Below are 24,507 nucleotides of genomic sequence, written 5' to 3' on the forward strand. Positions count from 1 at the left end.
ATGCAGATTTTCTAATATATTTCAGCTAGAAAATGAGAGATATAAATTTGATGAAAAATTGCGAAAAAATAAAAAAAAGGGTATTGACTTTTTTTCAGAATTAAGTATAATAATATTTGTTCGCTGATAACGCAGAACATCACACTAATGCGGATTGGTGTAATGGCAGCACAGCAGACTCTGACTCTGTTAGTAGAGGTTCGAGTCCTCTATCCGTAGTTCCTTGGCAGGGGCGCCGGATACTTGAATGAGTATCCGGTTACTTAATTTTAATTAAAGAATGTATCGGAGTGTGGCTCAGCTTGGTAGAGCGCTACGTTCGGGACGTAGAGGTCGCGTGTTCGAATCACGTCACTCCGATTTTACCCCCATTTTATGGGGGTTTTTCATTTTTTAGGTGTTGAAAAAGTTGGTTGGCTTTGGTTGGGATTATCCAGTGTGTGCCAGATTCTTAAATTTGGCATTTCGCTCTTGGATAATCTTTTTCTTTTCGGCAAGGTTTGAAGTGTCATAGGTATAATACTTCTCGTTGACCTCGGTAGTATGTCCTAACATACTTGCGACCACTGATTTTGGTGTGCCTTTAGCTTGTAAGTCGGAACTGGTTGTTTTCCGTAGCTTAGTGATACCACCACCGTTTAATTTGTTTTCCCGGCATAACCGTGTCATGCAGTCAGTTATGTTTCTTGCATGGGTATAACTTCCATTGCCATCCGTGAAAATCCATTCACATAAAATTCCATGTTCTTCTTGTACTCGCTTGATGCGTGCCAATAAGTGATTAATCTGTCCGTCAACCGGATAGGCTCTTGATTTCTTGGTTTTAGTCTTACCAACAGAAAATTCATTTTTTAACCGATTGTGTTTTGCAGATTTATTGATACTGATGCAGATATCATTGATATCAGACCATTTCAAGGTTGATAGCTCACTAACCCTCATACCCGTGTACATTGCTAATTCTATGGCATAAGGCGGCATATATAAAGGGTTCTCCCTATAATATCCATGCAAGGCTTTTAAGATAATAGCAAGTTCAGTATCGGTATAGTATTTATCGCAGTCAGATACTTCAATTTCTCCACAATGTTTTGTAAAGTCCTTAGGCTCAAGAAATTCCACTGGATTATCTGTGATAATTTTTTCAATTCTTGCGTATCTAATCACGTTTTTTATATAGCTGAAAAACTTACGTGTGGTTTCTTTGCACAATTCAAGTCGCTTGATGGTTTCCAACATAAAAACTTTTATTGTGTTCTCATTAATCTGATTAATAGGCATCTCAGCAAAGTCTGTACCAACAAAGAAACGTTTGCAGTCAGTATTAAACTTATAGATTGAGTTATCGTCTAATTCTAAATCCTTAATACTTCGCCACATGTAATAGACTTCTAGGAAAGTAGGGCAAGTCTTTTCCTGCTTTTTTCGGGATTCCTCAATGACATAATACTCTATGATTTTACTATTCAATTTTTCCTCGTTGACACTCTCAATCTGCTTTCCCTTTGGCGGTTCAACCCCCTCTTTTGGTAAATAGCTGTACCACTTACCATTTTTTCCTTGCCAGTAGTTATACATTTTTTTGTGTAAATCAAGAACTTGTTTTTTATTCATATCAACCTGTTCTTGTATATCCGTTAGCGAAAGTATACCAGTTTTTAATTCTTGATACAATATCTTTATTGAATCTGCTCTCGACATAATGGCTTTCTCATATTGCAGGATTTCAAGGGCGTTCAGTTTAGCCAGTACAATCACGCCCCTTTTTAATTTTCAGATATGTAACACTGCTGTCTTTAAGGGGTGAGCCGTTTGTAATGATAGATTTTGTATCATACACCTGTCTGGTATATTCTTTCTGAAAGACGACATTCTCTTGTGTTAAATCCTGTAGAATATCATCTGTAAGCATTAACTTTTGTTCAATTGGCATTTTAAGGTTTTGAGATTTGAAAAATGCCTTTTTTTTGTGTTCCTTTAACTCTAGGTCTTTACCAAAATATTTGCTTAAATAACGTCCTCTGTTCTCCATGCTGTCTACATCAATGCGGTTTATTTTGATAAATCCATACGTCCATAAATCTTGTAGTTTTTCCTTTGCCACAAACGGAAAATCAAAGAAAATAACATGGTAGTGGATTGCTCCACGTTTCTGTTTCTCCCACGTTGCAATATATTTCAATGTCTGGACTTTGGTTTGATACAGATAGTAATTTAATCGTTGTATAAAATACTTAAATTCCTTGTTGGTTATAGTGATGTCTTGAATATTCTCTCGGAATGTCAGCGTTAAAAATTTGGTCTTGTTATCAAAATTGCAGTCAACAATACGGGCAATCTCCCAACGGGTTTGCTCATAGTGTTTTTGCTTGCGCTTTAAACTGTCATATTGCTTATGAGCCGACATTTCATCAAATACTTTACGTTTATGTGCTTGTGTATTACTTGTTTTTGAATCTGAATTTGAATGGCTGTAAATTGGAGTTTCATAGAAATACACTTCTTTCGTAGTAGGAGTTTCAATGATTTTCGTATTGTATACAAAACATTGTTTTGCTTTGCCCACGAAATTCACCTCGTATCCTATTTTGTATGTGCTTGTTTCTACTCCGATTTTTCGGAAGATGTTGTTTTATATATCAAGTAAAGATAGAACGATATCTGTTTCCTTAAATGGTGCAGATAGTCAGCACCTTATGACGTTGTCCGGCACTGACTATCTGCCCCCTTTAGGGAACTATTTTGTTCCGGCTTTTCTGATATTGGCAGCTTCTGCTTTGACGGATAAGCGTCCATTATAAAGACTCGCCCATGTATGTAGTCCCTCAAATGAAACGGTCACTTGTCCTCTTTGCTCCAATTCTTCATTAGACACAAGCTGATTGGCATTTTTAACGCCAACTTTGATTTTCTCAAATTTCAGCTTTGGAAAAAGAACAGTGTAGTAGAAGCCTAGTTTCTCTTTGGTGTTGTAGTCAATCCATTCAGATACTTCGACTAATTGAAATTGTTCCTCCAGTTTGTCCGGGTTTAAAATGAAATCAGTTCCTCTAATCAATAAATATGACCTCCTTAAAATATTTGATTATCTGATATTCAGATATTTATTATAATACAGCACAGAATAAGCGATGTCAAGAGAAATATCTTAATATCCGATAAAAAGATTGACAGAGTGAAAACATTGAAATATAATGAGCATAAACAAGGAGGATTGCGATGAATAAAATAAAAGAATTGAGAAAAGAAAATAACATCACAGTTGCGGAATTGGCAAAAGAGTTGGGAATTTCACAAAGTATGCTGACTAACTATGAAAATGGGAATGGAACTCCAAGGGATGATTCTATATGGGATAGGTTATCACAACTGTTTGGCGTAAGCAAAAGTCATGTTATGGGATTGACTACAGATATTGATGTGGTTCACAGAAAGAAAAAATTTAAAGCGGTTGTGGATATGTCAGAACCCATATCAATACAAGTGGAAAATCAAACAGACATTGATATCTTGACTAAGTTGGACCTACTGGATGATGAAGATACAAACAAGGTATTAGACTTTATTAACAATCTTCTTACTATAAAGAAATATGAGGGAATTGAAGATAGTCCAATCGAATATGTGACGAAATAGCAGAAGTAATCTAAGGCGTCCACTTGCCCAGCCGACCCGCCGCCCTGTTAGGAACCGTCGCTCTGGGCATCCTTCGGAACGTTGGTTTTTGAAAGAACACGAACAAGAAAGAACTAGATGTGGAAAGTATACAGAGAATAGCAGACAGCACGATTGCGAAAGTGTTGTCTGTTATTCTTTTTCTTAGTCATATTCAAAAACAACGGTTTTAAAGGGTTTCTCTCCATAACGAATCAGCCATGCAGAATAATAGAGATTGATTTCAAGGGTAGTAGGAGTGCCGTTAATCTTGTTGTGTTCTGTTTCGATTTTACGAATAGTCTCATCAATTCCCCAATATTTGTAAACAATAACAGTTAGCTCCGTGTCTCGTGTGCCTTGATTACTGAATGACATGCTGTTACGGACATGGTAATCGGGCAGACTGATGTAATAGCAGATTCCGGCAATTAGACAGAACAATAAAAATGTAGTTATGACTTTTATTTTCATGTGTATGCACCTCTCTTTCTTAAATCCCTAAGGGGATAACTATATAGTACCTCGCTGTATAGTGAATTACTACATAAAGATTTATTAAATATACTTTGTGTAGGGGTGATGTATATGAATTATGGACATTTAGAGTTAAGGATAGAAGAACTGTTGAAAGAACGGGATATCAGTAAGAATACCATTTGCAAAGAGTTGGATATTCCGAGGTCAAATTTTAACAGATATTGCAGAAATGAATTTCAAAGGCTGGATGCAAATTTGATTTGTAAGTTATGTGATTATTTTGATTGTGAAGTTGGCGAATTGATTTGTTATGTAAAAGAATAACGAGCTGTTGCTGTTATTGGCATGGAATGGATAAAAGGGTATGCGGAGGTGTGAAAGTCTCTCATACCTTTTTACTTGTGTATTTTATAAAATCGAATTATACTGTGAGTAGTGAAAGTTAAGCAAATAGAATTTGTAAATCTGGACAAATCCGATTTATTATATGAAAGGAAATTATATTATGAAAATTGATGTATGTTCAAAGAAAGAACAGGATTATATTATTGAAAGACTGGTGGAATATAATCTATCTCAGGTTGAGGCTAAACAGAAAGAAAATTTCATAGATTTAAGCAAGAAAATCGGTAAGGATGATAAGATTGTTGCTGGTATTGTAGCAAGGATGTATTGTTGGAATGTAGTTTATGTTGATACATTGTGGGTCGATTCTAGTTATAGAGGGAAAAAACTTGGTAGCTTACTTTTAGAAGAAGTTGAAAATGATGCTAAATCAAAAGGTGCTAAACTTATTCATCTTGATACATTTGATTTTCAAGCCAAAGAATTTTATGAGAAGCAAGGGTATATTGTATTTGGTATATTAGAAAATTGTCCAGAAAAGCATTATAGATATTATTTGAAAAAAGTCTTATAGTTCTTAAATCAAACTTTTGGTCAATATATAAAACTCGACAACTTCCAGTTTGTCAAAATTAAGTACATAATCTTGCTTGGCACAATGGCGGAAATTAGCCACAGGGAACACCTATGGCTAGTGTTTTTTAGCTAATCTATTGAATTTAATAAACTTTTAGAACAAACGGATATACAAGTTTTCCTTTCTGACCGTTTAGGTCGCTTGTTTATATTTGTCATTGGTTGGCTTTTGGTTGGGATTCTTAAATACCCCTTACAAAGCCCGTAAATACGTTGTTCGTTGACCGTAGAGGTCGCAAGTTCAAATCTTGTCACTCCGACTATGATTGGTCGCAAAGCTGATATATGGTTAGTTTTGTGGCTTTTCTTTTTTTGTAAAGTTGTAGTTTAAATATTTTCCATGGTATACTGAGTTTATAGAGTTGGAAGGGGGAATATTATGACTGATAAAAAAGAAAAGTCAATGATACAGTATTTCTTATTATTCATGTTTAGTTTTGAAATTCTATTTATTTTTTTGGGGATTTTATATAATCAGGTGTTTCATTTAAAAAAATTCTCAGAAGGTTATATTTTGATGCTTTTACCAACCATGAGTACTTTGTTTGCAAAACAACGGGCATCAAGTCAGAATGAATCCAATAAATTTTTTAAGTTTTATAAAATTTGTTTTGCAGGAATGACGATATATACTGTAATATCTGTTGTTATTCCAAGTAGTGCCGTTATATCTCAAATATTGATGATAGCTGAATCATTATGTAGTATTTACTTTTTACAATCCATTGGAGAAAATACTTTGGCAAATATAGGTCTGTCTTATAATGTTTCGTTTAAGGAAGTATTGAAATATGCGTTGCTTTATATCGCTATTTTTATTCTTATGGTTCGAGTGGAATTCGTATGTGATTATCTAAAAACAGGAGATGTAGCGCAATTAAAGGTTCCATTGGCAGATGTGAAACAGCTAGTTGGTTTTGTTCCACTGTTTATCTTTACATTTATTGTATTCTTGGGCGAGGAATATGGTTGGGGATATTTTATGTTTCCATTGCTGGAGAAGGAATATGGGGTTTATAAAGCAATATTTTTCCTTGGAACGATAGAAGTGCTTTTTCATTTGCCGATAGATTATATGATAACTAAACTTCCAATTACTTTTTTTATTGGACGGTCTGTTATGCTTATTAGCCATACAATTTTTATGTGTTGGATTTATAAGCGGACATCAACTATATGGATTGCAGTGGTGATTCATTTCTTAAATAATAATTTATTAGGATTATGGAAATTAACAGAGAATAGCTTTACATTTTCAACGCCATTGGCAGTCATTTGTTATGTTGTAATATTCGGCTCGTTTATCTTTTCAAAAACATTAAAAAATCAAAGAAAGCCAGTTGCAAAGGAATTTTCTGTGCTATAATGAAAGAACAGCTTGATTGTGCCAAGGCACATTCATTGTTCTAGGAGTGACATCATGAAAATAGGTATTTTTGACTCGGGCATGGGTGGGTTGTCTGTTCTGCACCGTGCACTTCGCATGATACCAGAAGCAGATTTTCTCTATTATGCGGACGAGGAGCACGTCCCATATGGGGAAAAAACAAGAGAGCAAGTCCGGGGATATATTGACGAAATTATAGCATTTATGATAAAGAAGCAGGTAGATGCGATTGTGATTGCCTGCAATACAGCTACGAGTGTGGCCACAAAAGAATACAGAAGTCAGTTTCCACTGCCGATTGTGGGCATGGAACCGGCAGTGAAAAAAGCAGTAGAAGAATATGCTGACAGACCGGGAAGAATCCTGGTGGCAGCAACACCAATCACAATTCAAGGAGACAAGCTTCATCACTTGGTGGACCGGGTGGATAAGCGTGATATGGTAGATCTGGTTGCGCTCCCAAAGCTGGTTAGATTTGCAGAGCAGGAAATATTTGATCAGGATCAGGTTGTGCCGTATCTTAAGGAGGCGCTGAAGGATTATCCATTAGAGGAATATAAAGCATTTGTCCTTGGCTGTACGCATTTTAATTATTTCAAAGAGAGCTATCAGGAGATTTTCCCGAATAAGATAGAATTTGTAGATGGAAATGAAGGAGCACTTCGGGAATTAATCCGTAGAATGGAAAAAGAGTGTGATACGATCAGTGTGAAGAATGGGGCTAATGATGCAGAGGAATTTTCAAAAACTGATCGGGTTACATATTATTTTTCTGGTAAGCAGATTTCAGCGGCAGACCAGATACGTATTGACAAATATATGTGTCAGTTAGACCGAATGGCACTTATATAAAATCCCATATAAAGGAGGATGACAAATATGAGGTATCAGATTCAGGGAGATACTCTTCCGGTTGTGATCTGCCAGCTTGAAGCGGGTGAGCGGATGATTACGGAAGGAGGCGGTATGTCCTGGATGTCTCCGAACATGAAGATGGAGACAACGACCAATGGAGGGATTGGGAAAGCTGTAGGAAGAATGTTCTCAGGAGAGAAGATGTTCCAGAATATTTACACTGCACAGGGAGGCAACGGAATGATCGCATTTGCTTCTTGCTTTCCAGGATCGATTCGTGCATTTAACATCAGACCGGGGCAGGAAATGATCTTCCAGAAGAGTGCATTTCTGGCAAGTGAAGCGGGAGTACAGTTGTCTGTACATTTCCATAAGAAAGTGGCTTCCGGATTATTTGGAGGAGAAGGATTTGTTCTTCAGAAAGTCAGCGGACAGGGAGTTGCATTTGCGGAATTTGACGGACATGTAGTGGAATATGAACTGCAGCCGGGACAGCAGATTGTGATTGATACGGGACATCTTGCAGCAATGACAGCCAGTTGTCAGATGGATATTCAGACTGTGCCGGGCGTGAAGAATATGCTTTTTGGAGGCGAAGGGCTGTTTAATACCGTGATTACAGGACCGGGAAGGGTATGGCTTCAGACAATGCCGATCAGTAATGTTGCCGGGGCACTCAGACCATATATTCCGTCAGGCTCATAAGGTGAGGTATTTATAAGGCGCACGGATAAAAAACTGGTTATTATAGGTGCAATTCAAATTTGCATATAGCCAAGTTTTGAATCCGTGCGTTTATAATTTTAACAATACAGGAATAGAGGAAGTGAGATGGAAATGGAGAAGGTGAAGAAGGAGCTCATGCATATGTTTCATGCGTGGAGAATATTGTTAGGGAGTCTGGTGAAATGGATTCTATTATCGATTGTGATTGGCGGTGTGATCGGTGTCATCGCCAGTGCATTTGCGAATCTGATCACGTGGGCAACGGACTTTCGTATGGGGCATATGTGGATGGTATATCTGCTGCCTTTTGCAGGTCTCATGATTGTTTTTCTTTATCATGTTACGGGGCAAGAGAAGAATGCCGGAACAGATATGGTGCTTATGGTAGTACGGTCAGATCAGAATACGATGCCGGGAAGAGTGGCACCATTGATTTTGATTGCGACAGCTTTGACGCATTTGTTTGGAGGTTCTGCCGGCCGGGAAGGTGCGGCACTTCAGTTTGGGGCAAGCCTCGGAAATTGGCTGGGACGTAAGATACATTTGAATGAGAGTGATAAACGTATTATGACGCTGGCGGGTATGAGCGCAGCTTTTGCAGCACTATTTGGAACGCCGATGGCAGCAGCAGTGTTCCCGATGGAGGTTATCAGCGTCGGGATTATGTATTATGCAGCGCTCGTTCCGTGCGTGTTCTCCGCATTTATCGGAGAGCGGATTTCAATCTTTATGGGAGTTCGGACATTGACTGCGCCGTATCCCGTAGAAGAAGTTCCGAATTTTTATGGAATCGCGTGGGGAAAAGCAATTCTTCTGGCAATCTGTTTTGCATTTGCCGGAGCGCTGTTTTGCGTGATGTTACATATTTTTGAAAAGCAGTTGAAAAAATGGTTTCAGAATCCGTACCTTCGTGTGTTTGTTGGAGGTGTGACAGTCGTTCTTTTGTGGAAGATTACGGGAACAGATACCTATCTGGGGCTTGGTGGAGGTACGATTGCGCAGAGCTTTGCAGAACCGCAGAAATTGTGGGTTTTTTTGCTGAAAATACTATTTACATGTATCACACTTTGTTCTGGTTTTAAAGGCGGTGAGATAGTCCCGTCACTGTTTATTGGGGCGACATTCGGCTCCGCACTGGCACCGATATTTGGCTTGCCGGTAGATATCTGTGCAGCGTGTGGCATGGTAGGCGTGTTCTGTGCTGTGACAAACAGTCCGATCAGCTCCCTTCTGATTGCATTTGAGCTGTTTGGATTTGCAGGAATGCCGTATTTCTGTACCGTAATAGCAGTCAGCTATCTGCTGTCTGGATATCAGAGCCTTTATAAAGCGCAGAAGATTGTGTACTCCAAGACGGAAAATAAATACATAGATAGAAATACGACCTCTTAAAATAATAAAAATGCCACACAGACAGGTGACGAAAGAAAGCCTTGAATCTGTGTGGCGCTTTTGCTAAAAAAACAATCAATTGAAATTAGTTAGCGTCGCAGGACTGCAATCACGACTCCGAATTTTAGCCATTGTACCATATCGGTATGATTGTTCGGGTCAACTGTGATAATATCGCCATAACCGTTGATCGGGAGCAGCTGACAAGGATTTCCCTGTTGCATCTTGCGGATAAATGCGCGGCCGGTCGGCTTGTGGATCAGGATACAGGTGTCACCGTCACGCGGAGGTTTCTTTGAAATTCCCAGGATATCATTTCTGACATACACAGGATTAAGGTGGTTGGAAGTAATGCGAATGCCACAATGCAGGCGTTCACCATATTTCTTAATATATTCTGGACAGTAGATACGTTCTTCATTCGCAGAATCCAGTACCATACCATCTTCCATGTTGCCGGTCAGTACAAGAACATCCAGCATATTTTCTGAATCCTGCTCGTGACTCATCATTTCCAGTTCGAAATCAATCTTGCCACTGATGTATGCCTTCTGGCGATTATTTAACAGACGAAACTTTTTCAGACATTCCATTTCCGGATTATCATTTCCAAATAACTCATAAAGAAAATGCCCTGTCAGTTTGTAGATTTGCATGGCGATCATGATATCAATTTTGTCAGTCCTCCGAGAAATGATATTTTTGTAAGTAGACACTGAAATTTCCAGTTTGGATGCAAATTCTGCCTGTGTCATTCCAAGATTTAAACGTTCCTTTTCCAAATTCTGGACAAAACAGTCCAATAATACATTTTTCGTCATATTTGTCTCGATTTCCCCTTTTTTGTTTGCTGGAATAATGGACAAAAAACTGACCATTTATAAAATGATGTTGAAAAAAAGTCGTAAATTTCGGTTAAGTAATTAGCTTAGTAGTTGGATATAATACTTTATGTAAGTATTATATCAAGTGCATTTTTTTAAATCAACTACAGAATCAGGGGGGACGTAACATGGAGAATGCAACATTACAAGTTTTATCGAAATGCAATATTACGCCAAAATATAAAGGGTATACATATTTACCAGTGGCGGTCAGACTGGCGGATCAGTACATGAGAGAGCCGCTGTGCATTATGGCTGATATTTATCCTGTTATTGGACAAATCTATGACGAATCGCCAAGAAAAGTAGAGCGGGCAATCCGGAAGGTTGTAGAAGTGGGGTGGCAGAACAACCGGGAATATATGGTGGAGATTATGGGATTTGGTGCGAAGAAATGTCCTGGAAGCGCGCAGTTTATTGATGCACTTGTGTATTATATCAACTGGAAGATGACTCACACCTCGCAGCAAGAATGCCGAGGCATTCTTGAAACTCAACAGTAATCCACAGCCAGCTTTGAGAGGAATTGTCTAAGAGAAGATTGAAAGAAAGGAAAAGAACAAAAAAAGAACATAAAAAAGTTGAAAAAATGTCTTGCAAAGAAAAAAAACATGTGCTAACATAAGAGCATCTTTTTAGAGACAGTATAAAAAATGCAAAGAAAGAGACTCTGTTCGTGATAACTTGACAGGAATATGACGCCACCGACTGAGAGCGTCATTTGAGGGAAAGGAACAATAGGGAACACTCTGGAGCAGACTGAGCGAAAGCAATTCAGGTTTAAATTTACAGCAATTGCAGGTAGAGCAGTACGCTGGCACGCGTTATGTGCGAGAGATGAATTCAAAGACGAGTTCAAAAGCGGGTGGTACCGCGGATATTAAGATAATCCGTCCCGGAATACGATTATGTATTCCGGGACTTTTTGCATTAAGAAAGATACTTTCTGAAAGAAAAATATTAAAAGAGTAATAAAATGGAACAAAATTTAACAGGAGGGAAACAGTCATGGAATACCAGACAGGCGTAAAGAAGAAAGATACATTGGAGATTACAGAACTTTTAAATGCAAAGACCAGCGAGGCAGTAAAAGTCAATGGTGCAGTGCATACAATCCGTGATATGGGGACAGTTGCATTTGTAATCTTAAGAAAAAGAGAAGGCCTGCTCCAGTGTGTATACGAAGAAGGCAGTGCCACATTTGATCTGAAAGAAATCAAAGAAGCATCAACGCTTGAAGTCGAAGGGGTGCTTGAGCAGAATGAAAAAGCGCCGAATGGCATTGAAATCCGCATGAAAAAAGTTAAAATCTTAAGTCAGCCGGAAGATGAGATGATGCCGCTTGCAATTTCCAAGTGGAAATTAAACACTTCTCTGGAGGCAAAGTTAAATTATCGTTCCATTTCTCTTAGAAATATCAGGGAGCGTGCAAAATTCCGGATTCAGGAAGGACTGACAAGAGCATTTCGTGATTTTCTATATAGTCAGGAATTTACTGAAATTCATACACCGAAGATTGGAGCCAAAAGTGCAGAAGGTGGTGCAAACTTATTTAAGCTGGAATATTTCCACCGCCCGGCAGTGCTCCAGCAAAGTCCTCAGTTCTACAAACAGATGATGGTCGGTGTGTTTGACCGGGTATTTGAAACGGCGCCGGTGTTCCGTGCTGAGAAGCATAATACGAAGAGACATTTGAACGAATATACGAGTCTGGACTTCGAGATTGGCTATATTGATGGATTTGAGGATATTATGGGAATGGAGACAGGATTTCTCCAGTATGCCATGGAACTTTTAAAAAAAGATTATGCCAGAGAACTGAAGATTCTGAATGTGGAACTTCCGAAAGTAGATCAGATTCCGGCAGTAAAATTCAGTGAGATCAAAGAGCTGGTAGCTGAGAAATATAATCACAAGATGCGTAACCCATTTGATCTGGAGCCGGAAGAAGAAGTACTGATCGGAAAATATGCAAAAGAAGAGTGGGGCAGCGATTTTGTATTTGTTACGCACTATCCGTCCAAGAAGCGTCCATTTTACGCGATGGACGATCCGGAGGATCCGAAATATACACTGAGCTTTGATCTTCTCTTCCGTGGTCTTGAGATTACGACCGGAGGTCAGAGAATCCACGATTATCAGACACTTCTAAAGAAGATTGAAGTAAGAGGCATGACGACAGAAGGTATGGATCAGTATCTAGCTACATTTAAACATGGCATGCCGCCACACGGAGGACTGGGAATTGGACTGGAACGCTTGACGATGCAGCTGCTTGGGGAGGATAATGTAAGAGAAACAACATTATTCCCAAGAGACTTAAGCAGACTGGAGCCATAGAGAATTCCCAGACAGTTCTTCTCATCTATGCTCCCCCATAAAAGTGGAAATGTACCTGCTTAACCACCCGGGAGCGAAATGAGCAGAGAGGATGGAAGAAGCTATGTTTGGAAAGAGATGTTCTTTATGTGGAGGAAAACTGAATAGTAATGGAATCTGTACGGAGTGTGGATTAGACAATAACAAATCCGATAAAAATTATCGAATAAACCAAAGTGAATGTGATCATGAACCATTGACTCATGTGCATTATGGCAAGAATGAGAAGCCGGAGAAACAGCCGAAGCCAAATACATCGAGACAGTCCTGGCAGGGGAGTCAAAAAGATAACAACAGGCAGCAGGATCAGTCCTGGCAGGGGAGTACAACTACTTACTCTGGAAATACAGGAAGTACAGGGCGTAAGAAAGTCGGTAAGAAGAAAAAGCCGGGAAGGATTATCAGTAAGATTATAGCAGTCATTGTCATCTTCAATGTATTTTTTGGTATTTTCCAACCGATGGTCAGTGATATTTTAGATGATGTAATCAGCGGATACCAGGAGAATACACAAGACTATACAAGAAGTGACCCGTATGAAAATGTGACAAAAGAACTTCCGGCAGATGGTGAGAGTGTAAGTTTTGAGCTGACCAGTGGTGACTATGTGGTCGGTGTGCACATTCCGGAAGGAAATTATCAGGCGGATGTATCTTATGATTACGATACGGTCCAGGTTGATGACTGGGACAGCGGATTTTACCTTTATGAATATGCAGGGCGGACAGACGGTGATTATCTGGATGACTTAAGATTATACAATGGAGCGATTGTTCACATTTCTTCACAGACAACGATTACACTTTATTCAGATAATGCGCAGACAGAAAACATTCTTTATGAAAATAATCCACTGGCAGGACAAGAGCCTTTGGTAGTAAAAAAAGACCTGACCGTAGGTCCTGACCTTCCGGCAGGGGTGTATGATCTCATACTGGTCAGTGGAGAAGGCAGTGTGGACGTTGATATTTATACAGAATATGGTGAATCTATGGAGACAAAAAATCTGTATCTGGGCGAGAATTGCACAGACGGAAAGGAATATAAGAATCTTGTTCTTCCGAAAAATGCGCAGATTACATTAGATGACAATATGGAACTCCGACTGACTCCAAGCGAGCATATATCAACGACGGATTATTATGAATATTACAATTATTAGAGATAAGAATTAAGATGTAAGATAACTGGCAGACAGGAGGGTGCTTAAAATGGCAAACAAAATCTCAGACGAGACCATTGAGTATGTGGGTATTCTGGCGAAGCTGGAACTTTCAGAGAAAGAGAAAGAAGAAGCCAAGGCAGATATGGAAAAAATGTTGGACTACATTGATGTATTAAATGAACTCGACACGGATGGAATTGAACCGATGTCTCATGTATTTCCGGTGAATAATGTATTTCGCGAAGACGTTGTGACAAATGGTGATGGCAGCAGTGATACATTGGCGAATGCACCACTTATGAAGGATCAGAGCTTCAAGGTGCCGAAGACAATCGGATAGGAGGAGACGAGTTATGGATATTATGAGTCTGACAGCAGTGGAACTCGGAAAGAAAATAAAAGCAAAAGAAATTTCAGTTACGGAAGCCACGCAGGCATATCTAGATCAGATTGAAAAGGTAGAGAATGATGTGCACAGCTATGTGACCATTGATAAAGAGGGTGCATTAAAGCGTGCCGAAGAAGTTCAGAAGATGATCGATGACGGAACACTTCTGAGTCCTCTTGCAGGTGTTCCGGTGGCAATCAAGGATAATATGTGCACGAAAGGGACGAGAACAACTTGCAGTTCCAAAATTCTGGAAAATTTTGTTCCAACCTTTACTTCAGAGGCAGTTTTGAACTTGGAAAAAGCCGGTGCAGTCATAATCGGAAAGACTAATATGGATGAATTCGCCATGGGAAGTACAACCGAGACTTCTTATTATGGAGTGACAAGAAATCCATGGAATCTGGGACATGTGCCAGGCGGTTCTTCAGGTGGCTCCTGCGCAGCAGTGGCAGCAGGTGAGTGCGCTTATGCACTTGGTTCTGATACAGGTGGATCTATCCGTCAGCCGAGTTCATTTTGTGGTGTAACGGGGATTAAACCGACTTATGGAACGGTATCCAGGTACGGACTGATTGCTTACGGTTCTTCGCTGGATCAGATCGGACCAATTGCGAAAGATGTGACAGATTGTGCGACTATCCTTGAGACAATCGCTTCTCATGATGTAAAAGACAGTACTTCCGTGGAGCGGGAATATGACTTTACTTCGGCATTGACAGACGACGTGAAAGGTATGAAGATTGGTATTCCGAGAGATTACTTTGGGGATGGATTAAGCGCAGACGTAAAAGAGCAGATTTTAAATGCAGTGAAGATTCTGGAAGAAAAAGGCGCAGTTGTAGAAGAATTTGACTTAAGTCTTGTGAAATATGCGATTCCGGCATACTACATTATTGCAGATGCTGAGGCAAGTTCCAACCTGGCACGTTTTGATGGCGTAAAATATGGTTACCGCACAGAAGAATACGAAGGACTTCACAACATGTACAAAAAGACACGTTCCGAAGGATTCGGAGCAGAAGTAAAGCGCAGGATCATGCTTGGATCTTTTGTATTAAGCTCTGGATATTATGATGCTTACTATCTGAAAGCACTTCGTACAAAGGCACTGATTAAACAGGCATTTGACAAAGCATTTGCAAAATATGATATGATCGTGGCTCCGGCGGCTCCGACAACGGCACCAGAGCTTGGAAAGAGCTTAAGTGATCCGATGAAAATGTATTTGAGTGACATTTACACAATCTCCGTGAACCTGGCAGGACTTCCTGGAATCAGTATTCCGGTAGGAAAAGATTCCAAAGGTCTTCCGGTCGGCATGCAGCTTATCGGAGACTGCTTCCAGGAGAAAAAAATTATCCAGGCAGCCTACACATTTGAACAGACAAGAACTTATGAAGCACCACAGTTTGTGAAGGAGGGAAGATAGTTATGGCAAAGCAGTATGAGACAGTCATTGGACTTGAGGTTCACGTAGAACTTGCGACAAAGACAAAGATTTTCTGTGGTTGCAGCACTCAGTTCGGAGGTGCGCCAAATACCCACACATGTCCGGTATGTACTGGTATGCCAGGTTCCCTTCCGGTACTGAACAGACAGGTAGTAGAGTATGCAATGGGAATCGGACTTGCGACACATTGTGATATTACAAGAGTATGCAAATTCGACCGTAAGAATTACTTCTATCCGGATAACCCACAGAACTATCAGATTTCCCAGTTATATTTACCAATCGCAAGAAATGGTTATGTAGAGATCGAAGTTGGCGATACGAAGAAAAAAATACGGATCCATGAAATGCATATGGAGGAAGATGCCGGTAAGCTGATCCATGACGAGTGGGACGATACATCACTGGTAGATTACAACCGAAGCGGTGTACCGCTTGTGGAGATTGTATCGGAGCCGGATATGCGCTCTTCTGAGGAAGTTATTGCATATCTGGAAAAACTTCGTACAACTATTCAATATCTTGGTGCTTCTGACTGCAAATTGCAGGAGGGCTCTATGAGAGCGGACGTGAACCTGTCCGTTCGTGAAATGGGAACCAGTGAATTCGGAACAAGAACGGAGATGAAGAACCTGAACTCCTTTAAGGCAATTGCAAGAGCCATCGAAGGAGAACGGGAGCGTCAGATTGAGCTTCTGGAAGCCGGAAAGAAAGTTGTTCAGGAGACGAGACGCTGGGATGACAACAAAGAATCATCACATGCAATGCGTTCCAAAGAAGATGCACAGGATTACCGTTACTTCCCGGAACCGGATCTTGTCCCGATTGTTATCAGCCAGGAATGGATTGACCGGGTTAAGAAACGACAGCCGGAATTCCGTGAGGAAAAATTAAAGCGTTACAAGAAAGAGTTCGATATTCCACAATATGATGCAGAAATCCTCACAGAATCTAAACATATGGCGGATATCTTTGAAGAAACAACTGCTTTATGTGGAAAACCTAAGAAAGTTTCCAACTGGCTCATGGTGGAGACGATGCGGCTCTTAAAAGAACATAACATGGAATCAGAAGATATTACATTTACACCGGAGAACCTTGCGAAACTAATCGAGCTTGCAGATGCAGGAACAATCAACAGCTCGGTGGCGAAAGAAGTTTTTGATCATGTGTTCGAGGAAAATGTAGATCCAGAAAAGTATGTTGAAGAACACGGGCTTAAAACGGTCAATGACGAAGGAGCACTTATAGAAGTTCTCGAAAAAGTTATTGCAGATAATCCACAGGCTGTAGTAGACTATAAGGGTGGAAAAGAGAAGGCACTTGGAGCACTGGTAGGTCAGACGATGAAAGCAATGAAGGGGAAAGCAAATCCCGGACTGGTCAACCAGAAGCTTCGTGAGATGTTAAAGTAAAAAGAGTGGCCTGGCTTTTGCCGGGTTACTTTTTTGCATGGAATAAATAGTTATAAAAACAAAAGAGTATATAAGGAGGTCGCCATGGGAGGATTTTTTGGTGTAGCATCAAAGCAGGACTGTGTCCTGGAATTATTTTACGGAGTAGACTATCACTCACATCTTGGCACAAGACGAGGAGGAATGGCAGTTTATGGAGAGGATGGATTTTACCGTGCCATTCATAATATAGAGAATTCTCCATTCCGTACAAAGTTTGATCATGATGTGTCAGAAATGAAAGGATATCTTGGAATTGGCTGTATTTCCGATTATGATCCGCAGCCACTTTTGATTCAGTCACACCTTGGAAGCTTTGCAATCACAACAGTCGGAAAAGTTAATAACTATGAGGAACTGTTAAAAGGTCTGTTTGAGAAGGATCATTCACATTTTCAGGAAATGACTAACGGGCAGATCAATGTGACAGAGCTTGTGGCGGCGCTAATCTGTGAGAAAGAATCCATAGTAGAAGGAATCAAATATGTACAGGACGTTGTAGATGGTTCTATGACGATGCTTGTCATGACAAAAGAAGGAATCTATGGTGCAAGGGACAGGTATGGGCGAACACCTCTTGTGATAGGTAAGAAGGATGATTCTTACTGTCTATCATTTGAAAGTCATGCTTATATTAACTTGGGCTATACCGATTATAAGGAACTGGGACCTTGCGAGGTCGTCTATGTGACATCGGAGGGAGTAGAAGAAATACGCCCGGCAAGAACTGGCAAGATGAAGATCTGTTCTTTCCTGTGGGTATACTATGGATATCCGACTTCTGCGTATGAAGGGGTAAATGTTGAGGAAATGCGTTACCGTTGCGGAAGTATGCTGGCAAAGCGTGATGGAGATAGTGTGCATCCGGATATTGTAGCAGGTGTGCCGGATTCAGGTATTGCTCATGCAATCGGATATGCAAACGAATCAGGAATTCCGTATGCAAGACCATTTATCAAATACACACCGACATGGCCGAGATCATTTATGCCGACCAACCAAAGTCAGCGTGACCTGATCGCGAGAATGAAGCTGATCCCTGTACAGGCTCTGATTGAAGACAAGAAATTACTCTTGATCGATGACTCGATCGTCCGTGGAACACAGCTTCGTGAGACAACAGAGTTTTTATATAGAAGCGGAGCGAAGGAAGTGCATATCCGCCCGGCATGTCCACCGCTTCTTTATGGATGTAAATACCTGAACTTCTCAAGATCGAAATCCGAGATGGATCTGATCACGAGAAGAGTCATTCAGGAGCAGGAAGGCGGAGAAGTATCTGCAGAGGTATTAAAAGAGTATTCAGATCCATGCTCCGACCGCTATGCAAATATGATCGAAGAAATTCGAAGAATCCAGAACTTTACGTCACTAAGATACCATAGACTGGACGATCTTTTAGAGTCTATTGGAATTGATCCAAGTCAGGTATGTACGTATTGCTTCGATGGGCGGGAGTAATTTTTGAAAAGTTCAGTTGAAATTATATAACATAATAAAAATCCAGACTATTTTATCCTCCGCAGAGCGGGGCATTCCAATGAGCCTGATAAAGCAGGAAAAGTGCAAGTAAAGACTTTCACTTTTCCTACAGTCTCATTTACATCGCTCTGAAGTCGAAAAAATAGTCTGGATTTTTTATAGTTATTGGCGAACTGGAACTTTTCACAAGTTATGCGCCGAAAGAAGTGGAAAAATAATGCATTCAGTCAGAAAAATCAGGTGGATTTTCTGTTCTGCAGTTTCCGGTAGTATATAATCAATAAAACTTACATGCTGACACGAAGCTGCTTATTAAGGTTGCAACGCTTTCAATACACTACTTTCGGCTTCTATCTGGCTTTTGAGTTCGAGGATAAGTGTGCATTGCTGACGGATGTCTGCGGAGCGAATCTCGCATTGTTCTTTGATTCTGTGCAGGCGTTCTGCATAGAACTGGACACTGTGATTATCAAGAGGCTTGTCTTTCAGCATGGCTTCTTCTAACACAGCTTTCTGATACATTTTCTCAACAGTTTCTAATTGTTTCAGCAGTTCTGGTATTTTCTTCAAATATTCCCCGTATACTTCCAGTTGCTGACATTCTTTCTGAGTGTTCATAAGTAATTCCATGGCAAACTCCAATCTTTATAATTTATAGAAAAATGACATTAGTAGTTCTTAATAATAGTATAAAGTACTTGGAGCTGAAATGCATTATGATTTTTTACTGCTGTAAAATTAACGTGTGAATTTAATTGTAAAGAAGAAAAAGAATTGTTATACTAAGAAAAAGAACTGAAAGGAAGCGGTGAAAATGCCAAATATAAAACCAATTTCTGATTTGAGAAATTATACAGAAGTTTTAAAAGAAACAAGTGAAGGTGCTCCGGTATTTTTGACTAAAAATGGCAGAGGTGAGTACGTGATTTTGGATATGAAAGATTATGATAGAATGAAAGCAGAATTAGCATTGATGGCTGAATCAGGGAAAGGTGAAAAAACGGTAAGGGAAGAGGATTGGGTGTCAACGGAGGAAGTGGAGGAAGATTATGAGTAGTTTTGTATCCCTTGAGGATGTGAAGAAAATATATCAGATGGGCGAGGTGCAGATTATGGCCGCGGCCGGTATTGATTTCCAGATTGAGAGGGGAGAATTTGCGGTTGTGGTAGGGCCAAGTGGTGCCGGAAAGACGACAGTATTGAATATTCTTGGAGGAATGGATACGGCAAGCTCCGGGCGTGTGATCGTAGACGGAAAAGATATTGCACAGTATTCACCGAGACAATTGACAGCATATAGAAGAGATGACATTGGTTTTGTATTTCAGTTTTATAATCTGATCCCGAACCTGACTGCACTTGAAAATGTAGAATTAGCTCTTCAGATCTGTAAGAATCCTATGGATGCCCAGGAGGTTATGGAAGATGTAGGACTTGGTGAGCGTCTGGATAATTTTCCGGCGCAGTTATCTGGTGGAGAACAGCAGAGAGTTTCCATTGCAAGAGCGCTTGCAAAGAATCCGAAGCTTTTGCTGTGTGACGAGCCGACAGGAGCGCTGGATTACAATACAGGTAAGGCGATTTTGAAACTTTTGCAGGATACTTGCAGGGAAAAGGGGATGACTGTAATTCTGATTACACACAACTCTGCAATTGCTCCAATGGCGGACCGTGTCATTAAGATAAAGAATGGTATGGTATCAGAGATGATAGTGAACGAACACCCAGTTCCAGTCGAGACGATTGAGTGGTAAAGAAAGGCATTACATATGAAAATGAAACCAACACATAAAGATTTCTATATGGAGATCCGAAAGAGTCCGGGGCGTTTCCTGTCTATTTTATTTATTGTGGCACTGGGTGTTGCATTTTTCTCAGGAATTCGTGCATCGGAGCCGGATATGAGACTGACGGGAGATACATATTTTGATGAAAGCAATCTTATGGATATTAAAGCGCTCAGTACATATGGCGTGACACAGGACGATGTGGACGCGATTTTGAAAATCGACGGAGTAGAACATGCAGAGGGCGCGTACAGCGCGGACTTCATGCAGGTCGTAGATAAGAAACAAAAAGTTCTGCATGTGATATCTTTACAGGATGAGATGAATCAGGTGAAGTTAAGTGACGGACGGATGCCCCAAAAAGCAGGGGAATGTCTGGCAGACCAGGATGCAGGATATAAGGTCGGAGATACAATTAAATTGCGTTCCGGAACGTCTGATGAGGTTACAGATACTCTGACGACAGATACGCTGAAAGTTGTCGGCCTTTGCAGCAGTCCGATGTACATTTCTTATGGCCGCGGAAGTGCAACGATTGGTACCGGAACTATCAGTGCATTTGTCATGGTGCCGGAAGAGACGTTTGATATGGACGTATACACGGAAGTATATGTACAGGTCAAAGGTGCAAAAAATGAAGTAGCATTTACGGACGGATATGATAAGAAAGTAGAGAAAGTCCTGGATCAGATTGAAGATATTACGGACGAACGAGCCGAAATTCGAAAGCAGGAGCTGGTAAATGAAGCACAAGAGAAGATTGACGAGGCGAGAGAAGAACTGGAGCAGGGCAGAGCGGATGCAGCTTCGGAACTTGCGGATGCGGCGGCTAAGATAGCAGACGCCGAGGAGCAGTTGACGAGTGGAAAAGCACAGATCACCAGTGGTAAAAAGCAGATTGCCAGTGCTAAGAATACATTGAGCAAAAAAGAAAGCGAACTGGAACAGGCACAGAATCAATATAATGCCGGACTTGCACAGCTTCAGGAAGGTGAGGCGCAATATGAAGCCGGACTTGCACAATATGAGGCTGCGAAACCGGAAGCTGAGGCGAAAATCCAGACTGGAAGAGAAGGACTTGCAGCGCTTCAGCAGATGATTCAGGCAGACCAGCAGACATTGACGAAAATTCAGCAGGGGATCGAGACAGTAAATTCTGAATTGTCAGCATTTGACCAAATACCTGAGGATCAGCTTACAGAAGAGCAGAAGTTGCAAAAAGAACAATATGAACGACAGCTTACCGAGCTTAAGGAAAAAGAAGCTGGCATGCAGCAGAAGATTTCCATTGAACAGCAGAAATATGATGAGAGTAAAGCCGAACTGGATGCTGCCCAGAAGCAGCTTGATGACACTGCAGCAACTCTGGCTCAGACGAAGTCAGAGCTTGACGCTGCGAAGGCTTCTTTAAATGGTGTTCCGCAGCAGCTTGCAAGTGGAAAATCCCAGATTCAGTCCGGATGGGCTGAAATTCGAAAGCAGGAGAAGAAGCTGGAAGAGGGAGCGGCAGAAATCGCGGAAAATGAAGCGAAAGTTGCAGAGGCAAAAATTGAGTATGCCAATGGTGAAGAGGAGGCTGCCCAGAAGATTGCAGAAGGCGAACAGAAAATTGCGGACGCAGAGGCAAAGATTCAGGACATCGAAAAACCAACCTGGTATGTCTATGACCGTGATACTTTGACTGAGTATTCCGGGTACGGAGAAAACGCGGAGCGTCTAGGTGCAATTGGCCGTGTCTTCCCGGTATTATTCTTTCTTGTCGCGGCGCTGATTAGTCTGACCAGCATGACGCGAATGGTAGAAGAACAAAGAACAGCAATCGGAACCATGAAAGCACTTGGATATAGCAAGATGTCCATCGCGAAGAAATATCTTGGATATGCGTTGATCGCGACAGCAGGCGGCAGTGTATTGGGCGTGCTGATTGGTGAAAAGATATTGCCATATATCATTGTCTATGCATATGGAATATTATATCAGCATATTACACATATTCTGGTCCCATACCAATGGATCTATGCCTGGATGGCAGCGGCGGCAGCAATTGTATGTACAATGGCAGCAACATTTTTTGCGTGTTACAAAGAACTTGTAGCACAGCCGGCAGTACTGATGCGCCCACCGGCACCTAAAAATGGACAAAGAGTTTTCTTAGAAAGAATAAAATTTATTTGGAAACATTTAAGTTTCACATGGAAGTCTTGTATCCGTAACTTAACCAGATATAAGAAACGATTCTTTATGACAGTTTTTGGAATTGGCGGTTGTATGGGATTGATGCTGGTTGGATATGGAATCAAAGATTCCTGTTATGAAATTGCAGAACTGCAGTTCCGGGATATTCAGATGTATGATGGAAGTGTCTACCTGAAAGAAGACATTTCAGATGAGACAAGACAGAATCTCCTGGATTATATGAAGGACGATTCGGACATCAGTCATTATATGCAGACCAGCATGAAGAATGTAACACTTGTCAATGGAAAGAATAAACGTGATACTTATCAGGTCGTATTTTCGGAACCGAAAGACGTAAAAGATTATTTTGATTTCCACGACCGGAAATCAAAAGAGGAATATACGCTTGATGATGAAGGTGTCATTATTTCTGAGAAAACCGGAAAGCTTTTGAATGCAAAAGCAGGGGATACCATTGAAATTAAAGACGAAGAGAATGGTAACAAGAAAGTAAAAATTGCCCATATTTGCGAGAACTATATGGGACACTATATTTTCTTCACTCCTTCTTATTATGAAAAAGTGTATGGTGAGAATTCGGAATATAACAGTATTTTCTTTGCAGGACAAAAAGGAGATACGCAGGAAGACTATAACAAGATTGGTGAAGACATTCTGACTCAGGACGGAGCGCTTAGCGTCAGCTATATGCGTGATATTGAAAAACAGTTGGACGATATGCTAAAAAGTCTGAATCTGGTTATTGTAGTACTGATCATTTCTGCAGGAATGCTTGCATTTGTCGTACTATATAACCTTAATACTGTTAATATCACGGAGCGGCAGAGGGAACTGGCGACCTTGAAAGTACTAGGATTTTATGATCTGGAAGTGGCAGAACACGTATATCGTGAAAATGTACTTTTGACATTCATCGGAGCGGCGGTAGGAGTGGTGCTTGGAAAATTCCTGCATGCCTTTATCATTGATACGGTGGAAGTAGACACAGCCATGTTCGGAAGAAATATTAACTTTTCAAGTTACATGTACAGTCTGCTATTTACAATTCTGTTTTCATTGATCGTAAATGGAATTATGTATTTTAAATTGAAGAAGATTGATATGGTAGAATCACTCAAGAGTATTGAATAAATGGAATTGAAGCCAAGATGTAAGAAAAACTCCTTCCATGGATAAACTGTGGAAGGAGTTTTTATAATCATATATCAAAACTATTCCATATCAAAATCAAGCTCCTGACTGGCAAAGAATTTCTGGACATATTCGTCCCAGGCTTTTTCTACGCTTTTATCCATGGTAAATGTATTCATGGAAGTCCCGGTGATGCATTGAAGTGCCAGTCCGTCATAGCGGAAATTAAGATACAGTCCCTGGATTTCCGCAGGGCGGTAGGTCAGATCATGCTCAGTGAGAAAGGATTCGAACTGATCTTTTGCTAGAGATAATATGAATTTGAAATTTAACGGAGTTTTCTTTCCACGGATTACCTGGAAGAAAAAATCGCGCACTTCTCCCCAGGTGGAATACTCCTTTTCAAAAGCTTCATCAAAAAAGTCTTTATGGATTCTACCATCTACCTGGAAACGGTTAAAAGTAGTTACTTCTCCCTCAATCAGGGAAAAAGTATCAAATGTTGGTTTTAAAAGCAGGTGGGACATACAGACCTTTGCTTTCAGATTAAGAACGATCATAGTGAAAACCTCTCTGGATAATTATTAGAGATATTATAGCATAATTTTTGTAGCATTATAATTCTAATTTTTAAAAAAGCCTTTCAATAAATTTTAAATCGAGTATAATATATTTCTATATGACATAGACTTGGGGAAGGCATAATGCCG

Annotated in this window: 24 protein-coding genes and 2 tRNA genes; 19 read left to right on the plus strand and 7 right to left on the minus strand. The window is 40.3% G+C overall.

The features are described 5' to 3' along the window. Positions 1-148 precede the first annotated feature (148 nt). Positions 149-219, plus strand: a tRNA-Gln gene (locus tag NQ560_RS04145). A 67-nt stretch (positions 220-286) separates the two neighbouring features. Beyond that, a tRNA-Pro gene (locus tag NQ560_RS04150) sits at positions 287-360 on the plus strand. Positions 361-429: 69 nt separating this feature from the next. Here the strand turns inward: NQ560_RS04150 and NQ560_RS04155 are convergent. The 3 genes from NQ560_RS04155 to NQ560_RS04165 all read right to left on the minus strand — a co-directional run bounded on the left by NQ560_RS04155 (position 430) and on the right by NQ560_RS04165 (position 3,058). Further along, positions 430-1,701: a tyrosine-type recombinase/integrase gene (locus NQ560_RS04155; protein WP_179974618.1), complete on the minus strand. Its 1,272-nt coding sequence runs from the start codon at positions 1,699-1,701 to the stop codon at positions 430-432. A gap of 40 nt (positions 1,702-1,741) precedes the next feature. After that, complete coding sequence (locus NQ560_RS04160) at positions 1,742-2,566, minus strand: rolling circle replication-associated protein (protein ID WP_004614644.1); 825 nt, start codon at positions 2,564-2,566, stop codon at positions 1,742-1,744. A 171-nt stretch (positions 2,567-2,737) separates the two neighbouring features. Continuing rightward, positions 2,738-3,058: a hypothetical protein gene (locus tag NQ560_RS04165; protein WP_004614643.1), complete on the minus strand. Its 321-nt coding sequence runs from the start codon at positions 3,056-3,058 to the stop codon at positions 2,738-2,740. Between the two features lie 161 nt (positions 3,059-3,219). Here NQ560_RS04165 and NQ560_RS04170 point away from each other — a divergent pair, with 161 nt between their 5' ends. Beyond that, on the plus strand, positions 3,220-3,636 hold the full coding sequence (locus tag NQ560_RS04170) for a helix-turn-helix domain-containing protein (protein ID WP_004614642.1): 417 nt from the start codon (positions 3,220-3,222) through the stop codon (positions 3,634-3,636). A gap of 183 nt (positions 3,637-3,819) precedes the next feature. On the opposite strand, the gene NQ560_RS04175 is transcribed toward NQ560_RS04170, so the two are convergent. After that, a complete protein-coding gene (locus NQ560_RS04175) occupies positions 3,820-4,128 on the minus strand; it encodes a hypothetical protein (protein ID WP_039959858.1) in 309 nt (102 codons plus the stop codon). Between the two features lie 114 nt (positions 4,129-4,242). Between NQ560_RS04175 and NQ560_RS04180 the strand changes: the two genes are divergently transcribed. From NQ560_RS04180 to NQ560_RS04205, 6 genes are all read left to right on the plus strand, one after another. After that, on the plus strand, positions 4,243-4,458 hold the full coding sequence (locus NQ560_RS04180; RefSeq protein ID WP_004614640.1) for a helix-turn-helix domain-containing protein: 216 nt from the start codon (positions 4,243-4,245) through the stop codon (positions 4,456-4,458). A 181-nt stretch (positions 4,459-4,639) separates the two neighbouring features. Next, a complete protein-coding gene (locus NQ560_RS04185; protein ID WP_330371137.1) occupies positions 4,640-5,053 on the plus strand; it encodes a GNAT family N-acetyltransferase in 414 nt (137 codons plus the stop codon). Positions 5,054-5,494: 441 nt separating this feature from the next. After that, positions 5,495-6,481: a CPBP family intramembrane glutamic endopeptidase gene (locus tag NQ560_RS04190; protein WP_005330594.1), complete on the plus strand. Its 987-nt coding sequence runs from the start codon at positions 5,495-5,497 to the stop codon at positions 6,479-6,481. A 54-nt stretch (positions 6,482-6,535) separates the two neighbouring features. After that, entirely contained in the window at positions 6,536-7,354 is an 819-nt protein-coding gene (gene murI, locus NQ560_RS04195) for a glutamate racemase (protein WP_005330595.1), read from the plus strand. A 27-nt stretch (positions 7,355-7,381) separates the two neighbouring features. Beyond that, a complete protein-coding gene (locus tag NQ560_RS04200; protein ID WP_040015240.1) occupies positions 7,382-8,062 on the plus strand; it encodes a TIGR00266 family protein in 681 nt (226 codons plus the stop codon). Between the two features lie 126 nt (positions 8,063-8,188). Beyond that, on the plus strand, positions 8,189-9,475 hold the full coding sequence (locus tag NQ560_RS04205; RefSeq protein WP_005330599.1) for a chloride channel protein: 1,287 nt from the start codon (positions 8,189-8,191) through the stop codon (positions 9,473-9,475). Between the two features lie 89 nt (positions 9,476-9,564). Here the strand turns inward: NQ560_RS04205 and NQ560_RS04210 are convergent, their stop codons facing one another. Continuing rightward, positions 9,565-10,296 carry a helix-turn-helix domain-containing protein gene (locus tag NQ560_RS04210; RefSeq protein WP_040015245.1) on the minus strand — a complete coding sequence of 244 codons (732 nt, stop codon included), beginning with the start codon at positions 10,294-10,296 and terminating at the stop codon, positions 9,565-9,567. A 191-nt stretch (positions 10,297-10,487) separates the two neighbouring features. Between NQ560_RS04210 and NQ560_RS04215 the strand changes: the two genes are divergently transcribed. The 7 genes from NQ560_RS04215 to NQ560_RS04245 all read left to right on the plus strand — a co-directional run bounded on the left by NQ560_RS04215 (position 10,488) and on the right by NQ560_RS04245 (position 18,659). Then, positions 10,488-10,862, plus strand: a complete 375-nt coding sequence (locus tag NQ560_RS04215; RefSeq protein WP_005330620.1) for a sporulation initiation factor Spo0A C-terminal domain-containing protein — start codon at positions 10,488-10,490, stop codon at positions 10,860-10,862. 505 nt (positions 10,863-11,367) lie between these two features. Further along, on the plus strand, positions 11,368-12,699 hold the full coding sequence (gene aspS, locus NQ560_RS04220; RefSeq protein ID WP_005330626.1) for an aspartate--tRNA(Asn) ligase: 1,332 nt from the start codon (positions 11,368-11,370) through the stop codon (positions 12,697-12,699). 103 nt (positions 12,700-12,802) lie between these two features. Next, on the plus strand, positions 12,803-13,900 hold the full coding sequence (locus NQ560_RS04225) for a hypothetical protein (RefSeq protein WP_147567871.1): 1,098 nt from the start codon (positions 12,803-12,805) through the stop codon (positions 13,898-13,900). A 49-nt stretch (positions 13,901-13,949) separates the two neighbouring features. Further along, positions 13,950-14,243: an Asp-tRNA(Asn)/Glu-tRNA(Gln) amidotransferase subunit GatC gene (gene gatC / locus NQ560_RS04230; protein ID WP_005330630.1), complete on the plus strand. Its 294-nt coding sequence runs from the start codon at positions 13,950-13,952 to the stop codon at positions 14,241-14,243. 13 nt (positions 14,244-14,256) lie between these two features. Next, entirely contained in the window at positions 14,257-15,723 is a 1,467-nt protein-coding gene (gene gatA, locus NQ560_RS04235) for an Asp-tRNA(Asn)/Glu-tRNA(Gln) amidotransferase subunit GatA (RefSeq protein ID WP_005330631.1), read from the plus strand. A 2-nt stretch (positions 15,724-15,725) separates the two neighbouring features. Further along, a complete protein-coding gene (gene gatB, locus NQ560_RS04240; protein ID WP_005330633.1) occupies positions 15,726-17,159 on the plus strand; it encodes an Asp-tRNA(Asn)/Glu-tRNA(Gln) amidotransferase subunit GatB in 1,434 nt (477 codons plus the stop codon). 84 nt (positions 17,160-17,243) lie between these two features. Next, positions 17,244-18,659, plus strand: coding sequence for an amidophosphoribosyltransferase (locus tag NQ560_RS04245; RefSeq protein ID WP_005340942.1), 1,416 nt, complete (start codon positions 17,244-17,246; stop codon positions 18,657-18,659). A gap of 333 nt (positions 18,660-18,992) precedes the next feature. Here the strand turns inward: NQ560_RS04245 and NQ560_RS04250 are convergent, their stop codons facing one another. Beyond that, the gene (locus tag NQ560_RS04250; RefSeq protein WP_005330636.1) at positions 18,993-19,310 is read right to left on the minus strand and encodes a hypothetical protein; all 318 of its coding nucleotides are present in this window, start codon (positions 19,308-19,310) and stop codon (positions 18,993-18,995) included. A gap of 184 nt (positions 19,311-19,494) precedes the next feature. Here NQ560_RS04250 and NQ560_RS04255 point away from each other — a divergent pair, with 184 nt between their 5' ends. From NQ560_RS04255 to NQ560_RS04265, 3 genes are read left to right on the plus strand one after another with little or no spacing between them, the layout of a single operon-like run. Further along, positions 19,495-19,737 (plus strand): type II toxin-antitoxin system prevent-host-death family antitoxin, encoded by a 243-nt coding sequence (locus NQ560_RS04255; protein WP_005330637.1) that lies wholly within the window; start codon positions 19,495-19,497, stop codon positions 19,735-19,737. Continuing rightward, complete coding sequence (locus NQ560_RS04260) at positions 19,730-20,434, plus strand: ABC transporter ATP-binding protein (protein WP_005330638.1); 705 nt, start codon at positions 19,730-19,732, stop codon at positions 20,432-20,434. Before NQ560_RS04255 ends, NQ560_RS04260 begins: the two co-directional genes overlap by 8 nt. 15 nt (positions 20,435-20,449) lie before the next feature. Beyond that, positions 20,450-23,797: an FtsX-like permease family protein gene (locus NQ560_RS04265; protein ID WP_005330639.1), complete on the plus strand. Its 3,348-nt coding sequence runs from the start codon at positions 20,450-20,452 to the stop codon at positions 23,795-23,797. Between the two features lie 80 nt (positions 23,798-23,877). Here the strand turns inward: NQ560_RS04265 and NQ560_RS04270 are convergent, their stop codons facing one another. After that, complete coding sequence (locus NQ560_RS04270) at positions 23,878-24,357, minus strand: DUF5721 family protein (protein ID WP_005330640.1); 480 nt, start codon at positions 24,355-24,357, stop codon at positions 23,878-23,880. Positions 24,358-24,507 lie beyond the last annotated feature (150 nt).

Origin of the sequence: Dorea formicigenerans, from assembly GCF_025150245.1 — a bacterium.
In the GTDB taxonomy this organism is placed as follows: domain Bacteria; phylum Bacillota; class Clostridia; order Lachnospirales; family Lachnospiraceae; genus Dorea; species Dorea formicigenerans.

Coding starts and splice junctions, on each gene's coding strand:
- NQ560_RS04155 (WP_179974618.1), bottom strand. CDS start 1,701: ATGTCGAGAGCAGATTCAATAAAGATATTGTATCAAGAATTAAAAACT.
- NQ560_RS04170 (WP_004614642.1), top strand. CDS start 3,220: ATGAATAAAATAAAAGAATTGAGAAAAGAAAATAACATCACAGTTGCG.
- NQ560_RS04175 (WP_039959858.1), bottom strand. CDS start 4,128: ATGAAAATAAAAGTCATAACTACATTTTTATTGTTCTGTCTAATTGCC.
- NQ560_RS04180 (WP_004614640.1), top strand. CDS start 4,243: ATGAATTATGGACATTTAGAGTTAAGGATAGAAGAACTGTTGAAAGAA.
- NQ560_RS04185 (WP_330371137.1), top strand. CDS start 4,640: ATGAAAATTGATGTATGTTCAAAGAAAGAACAGGATTATATTATTGAA.
- NQ560_RS04190 (WP_005330594.1), top strand. CDS start 5,495: ATGACTGATAAAAAAGAAAAGTCAATGATACAGTATTTCTTATTATTC.
- murI (WP_005330595.1), top strand. CDS start 6,536: ATGAAAATAGGTATTTTTGACTCGGGCATGGGTGGGTTGTCTGTTCTG.
- NQ560_RS04200 (WP_040015240.1), top strand. CDS start 7,382: ATGAGGTATCAGATTCAGGGAGATACTCTTCCGGTTGTGATCTGCCAG.
- NQ560_RS04205 (WP_005330599.1), top strand. CDS start 8,189: ATGGAAATGGAGAAGGTGAAGAAGGAGCTCATGCATATGTTTCATGCG.
- NQ560_RS04210 (WP_040015245.1), bottom strand. CDS start 10,296: ATGACGAAAAATGTATTATTGGACTGTTTTGTCCAGAATTTGGAAAAG.
- NQ560_RS04215 (WP_005330620.1), top strand. CDS start 10,488: ATGGAGAATGCAACATTACAAGTTTTATCGAAATGCAATATTACGCCA.
- aspS (WP_005330626.1), top strand. CDS start 11,368: ATGGAATACCAGACAGGCGTAAAGAAGAAAGATACATTGGAGATTACA.
- NQ560_RS04225 (WP_147567871.1), top strand. CDS start 12,803: ATGTTTGGAAAGAGATGTTCTTTATGTGGAGGAAAACTGAATAGTAAT.
- gatC (WP_005330630.1), top strand. CDS start 13,950: ATGGCAAACAAAATCTCAGACGAGACCATTGAGTATGTGGGTATTCTG.
- gatA (WP_005330631.1), top strand. CDS start 14,257: ATGGATATTATGAGTCTGACAGCAGTGGAACTCGGAAAGAAAATAAAA.
- gatB (WP_005330633.1), top strand. CDS start 15,726: ATGGCAAAGCAGTATGAGACAGTCATTGGACTTGAGGTTCACGTAGAA.
- NQ560_RS04245 (WP_005340942.1), top strand. CDS start 17,244: ATGGGAGGATTTTTTGGTGTAGCATCAAAGCAGGACTGTGTCCTGGAA.
- NQ560_RS04250 (WP_005330636.1), bottom strand. CDS start 19,310: ATGGAATTACTTATGAACACTCAGAAAGAATGTCAGCAACTGGAAGTA.
- NQ560_RS04255 (WP_005330637.1), top strand. CDS start 19,495: ATGCCAAATATAAAACCAATTTCTGATTTGAGAAATTATACAGAAGTT.
- NQ560_RS04260 (WP_005330638.1), top strand. CDS start 19,730: ATGAGTAGTTTTGTATCCCTTGAGGATGTGAAGAAAATATATCAGATG.
- NQ560_RS04265 (WP_005330639.1), top strand. CDS start 20,450: ATGAAAATGAAACCAACACATAAAGATTTCTATATGGAGATCCGAAAG.
- NQ560_RS04270 (WP_005330640.1), bottom strand. CDS start 24,357: ATGATCGTTCTTAATCTGAAAGCAAAGGTCTGTATGTCCCACCTGCTT.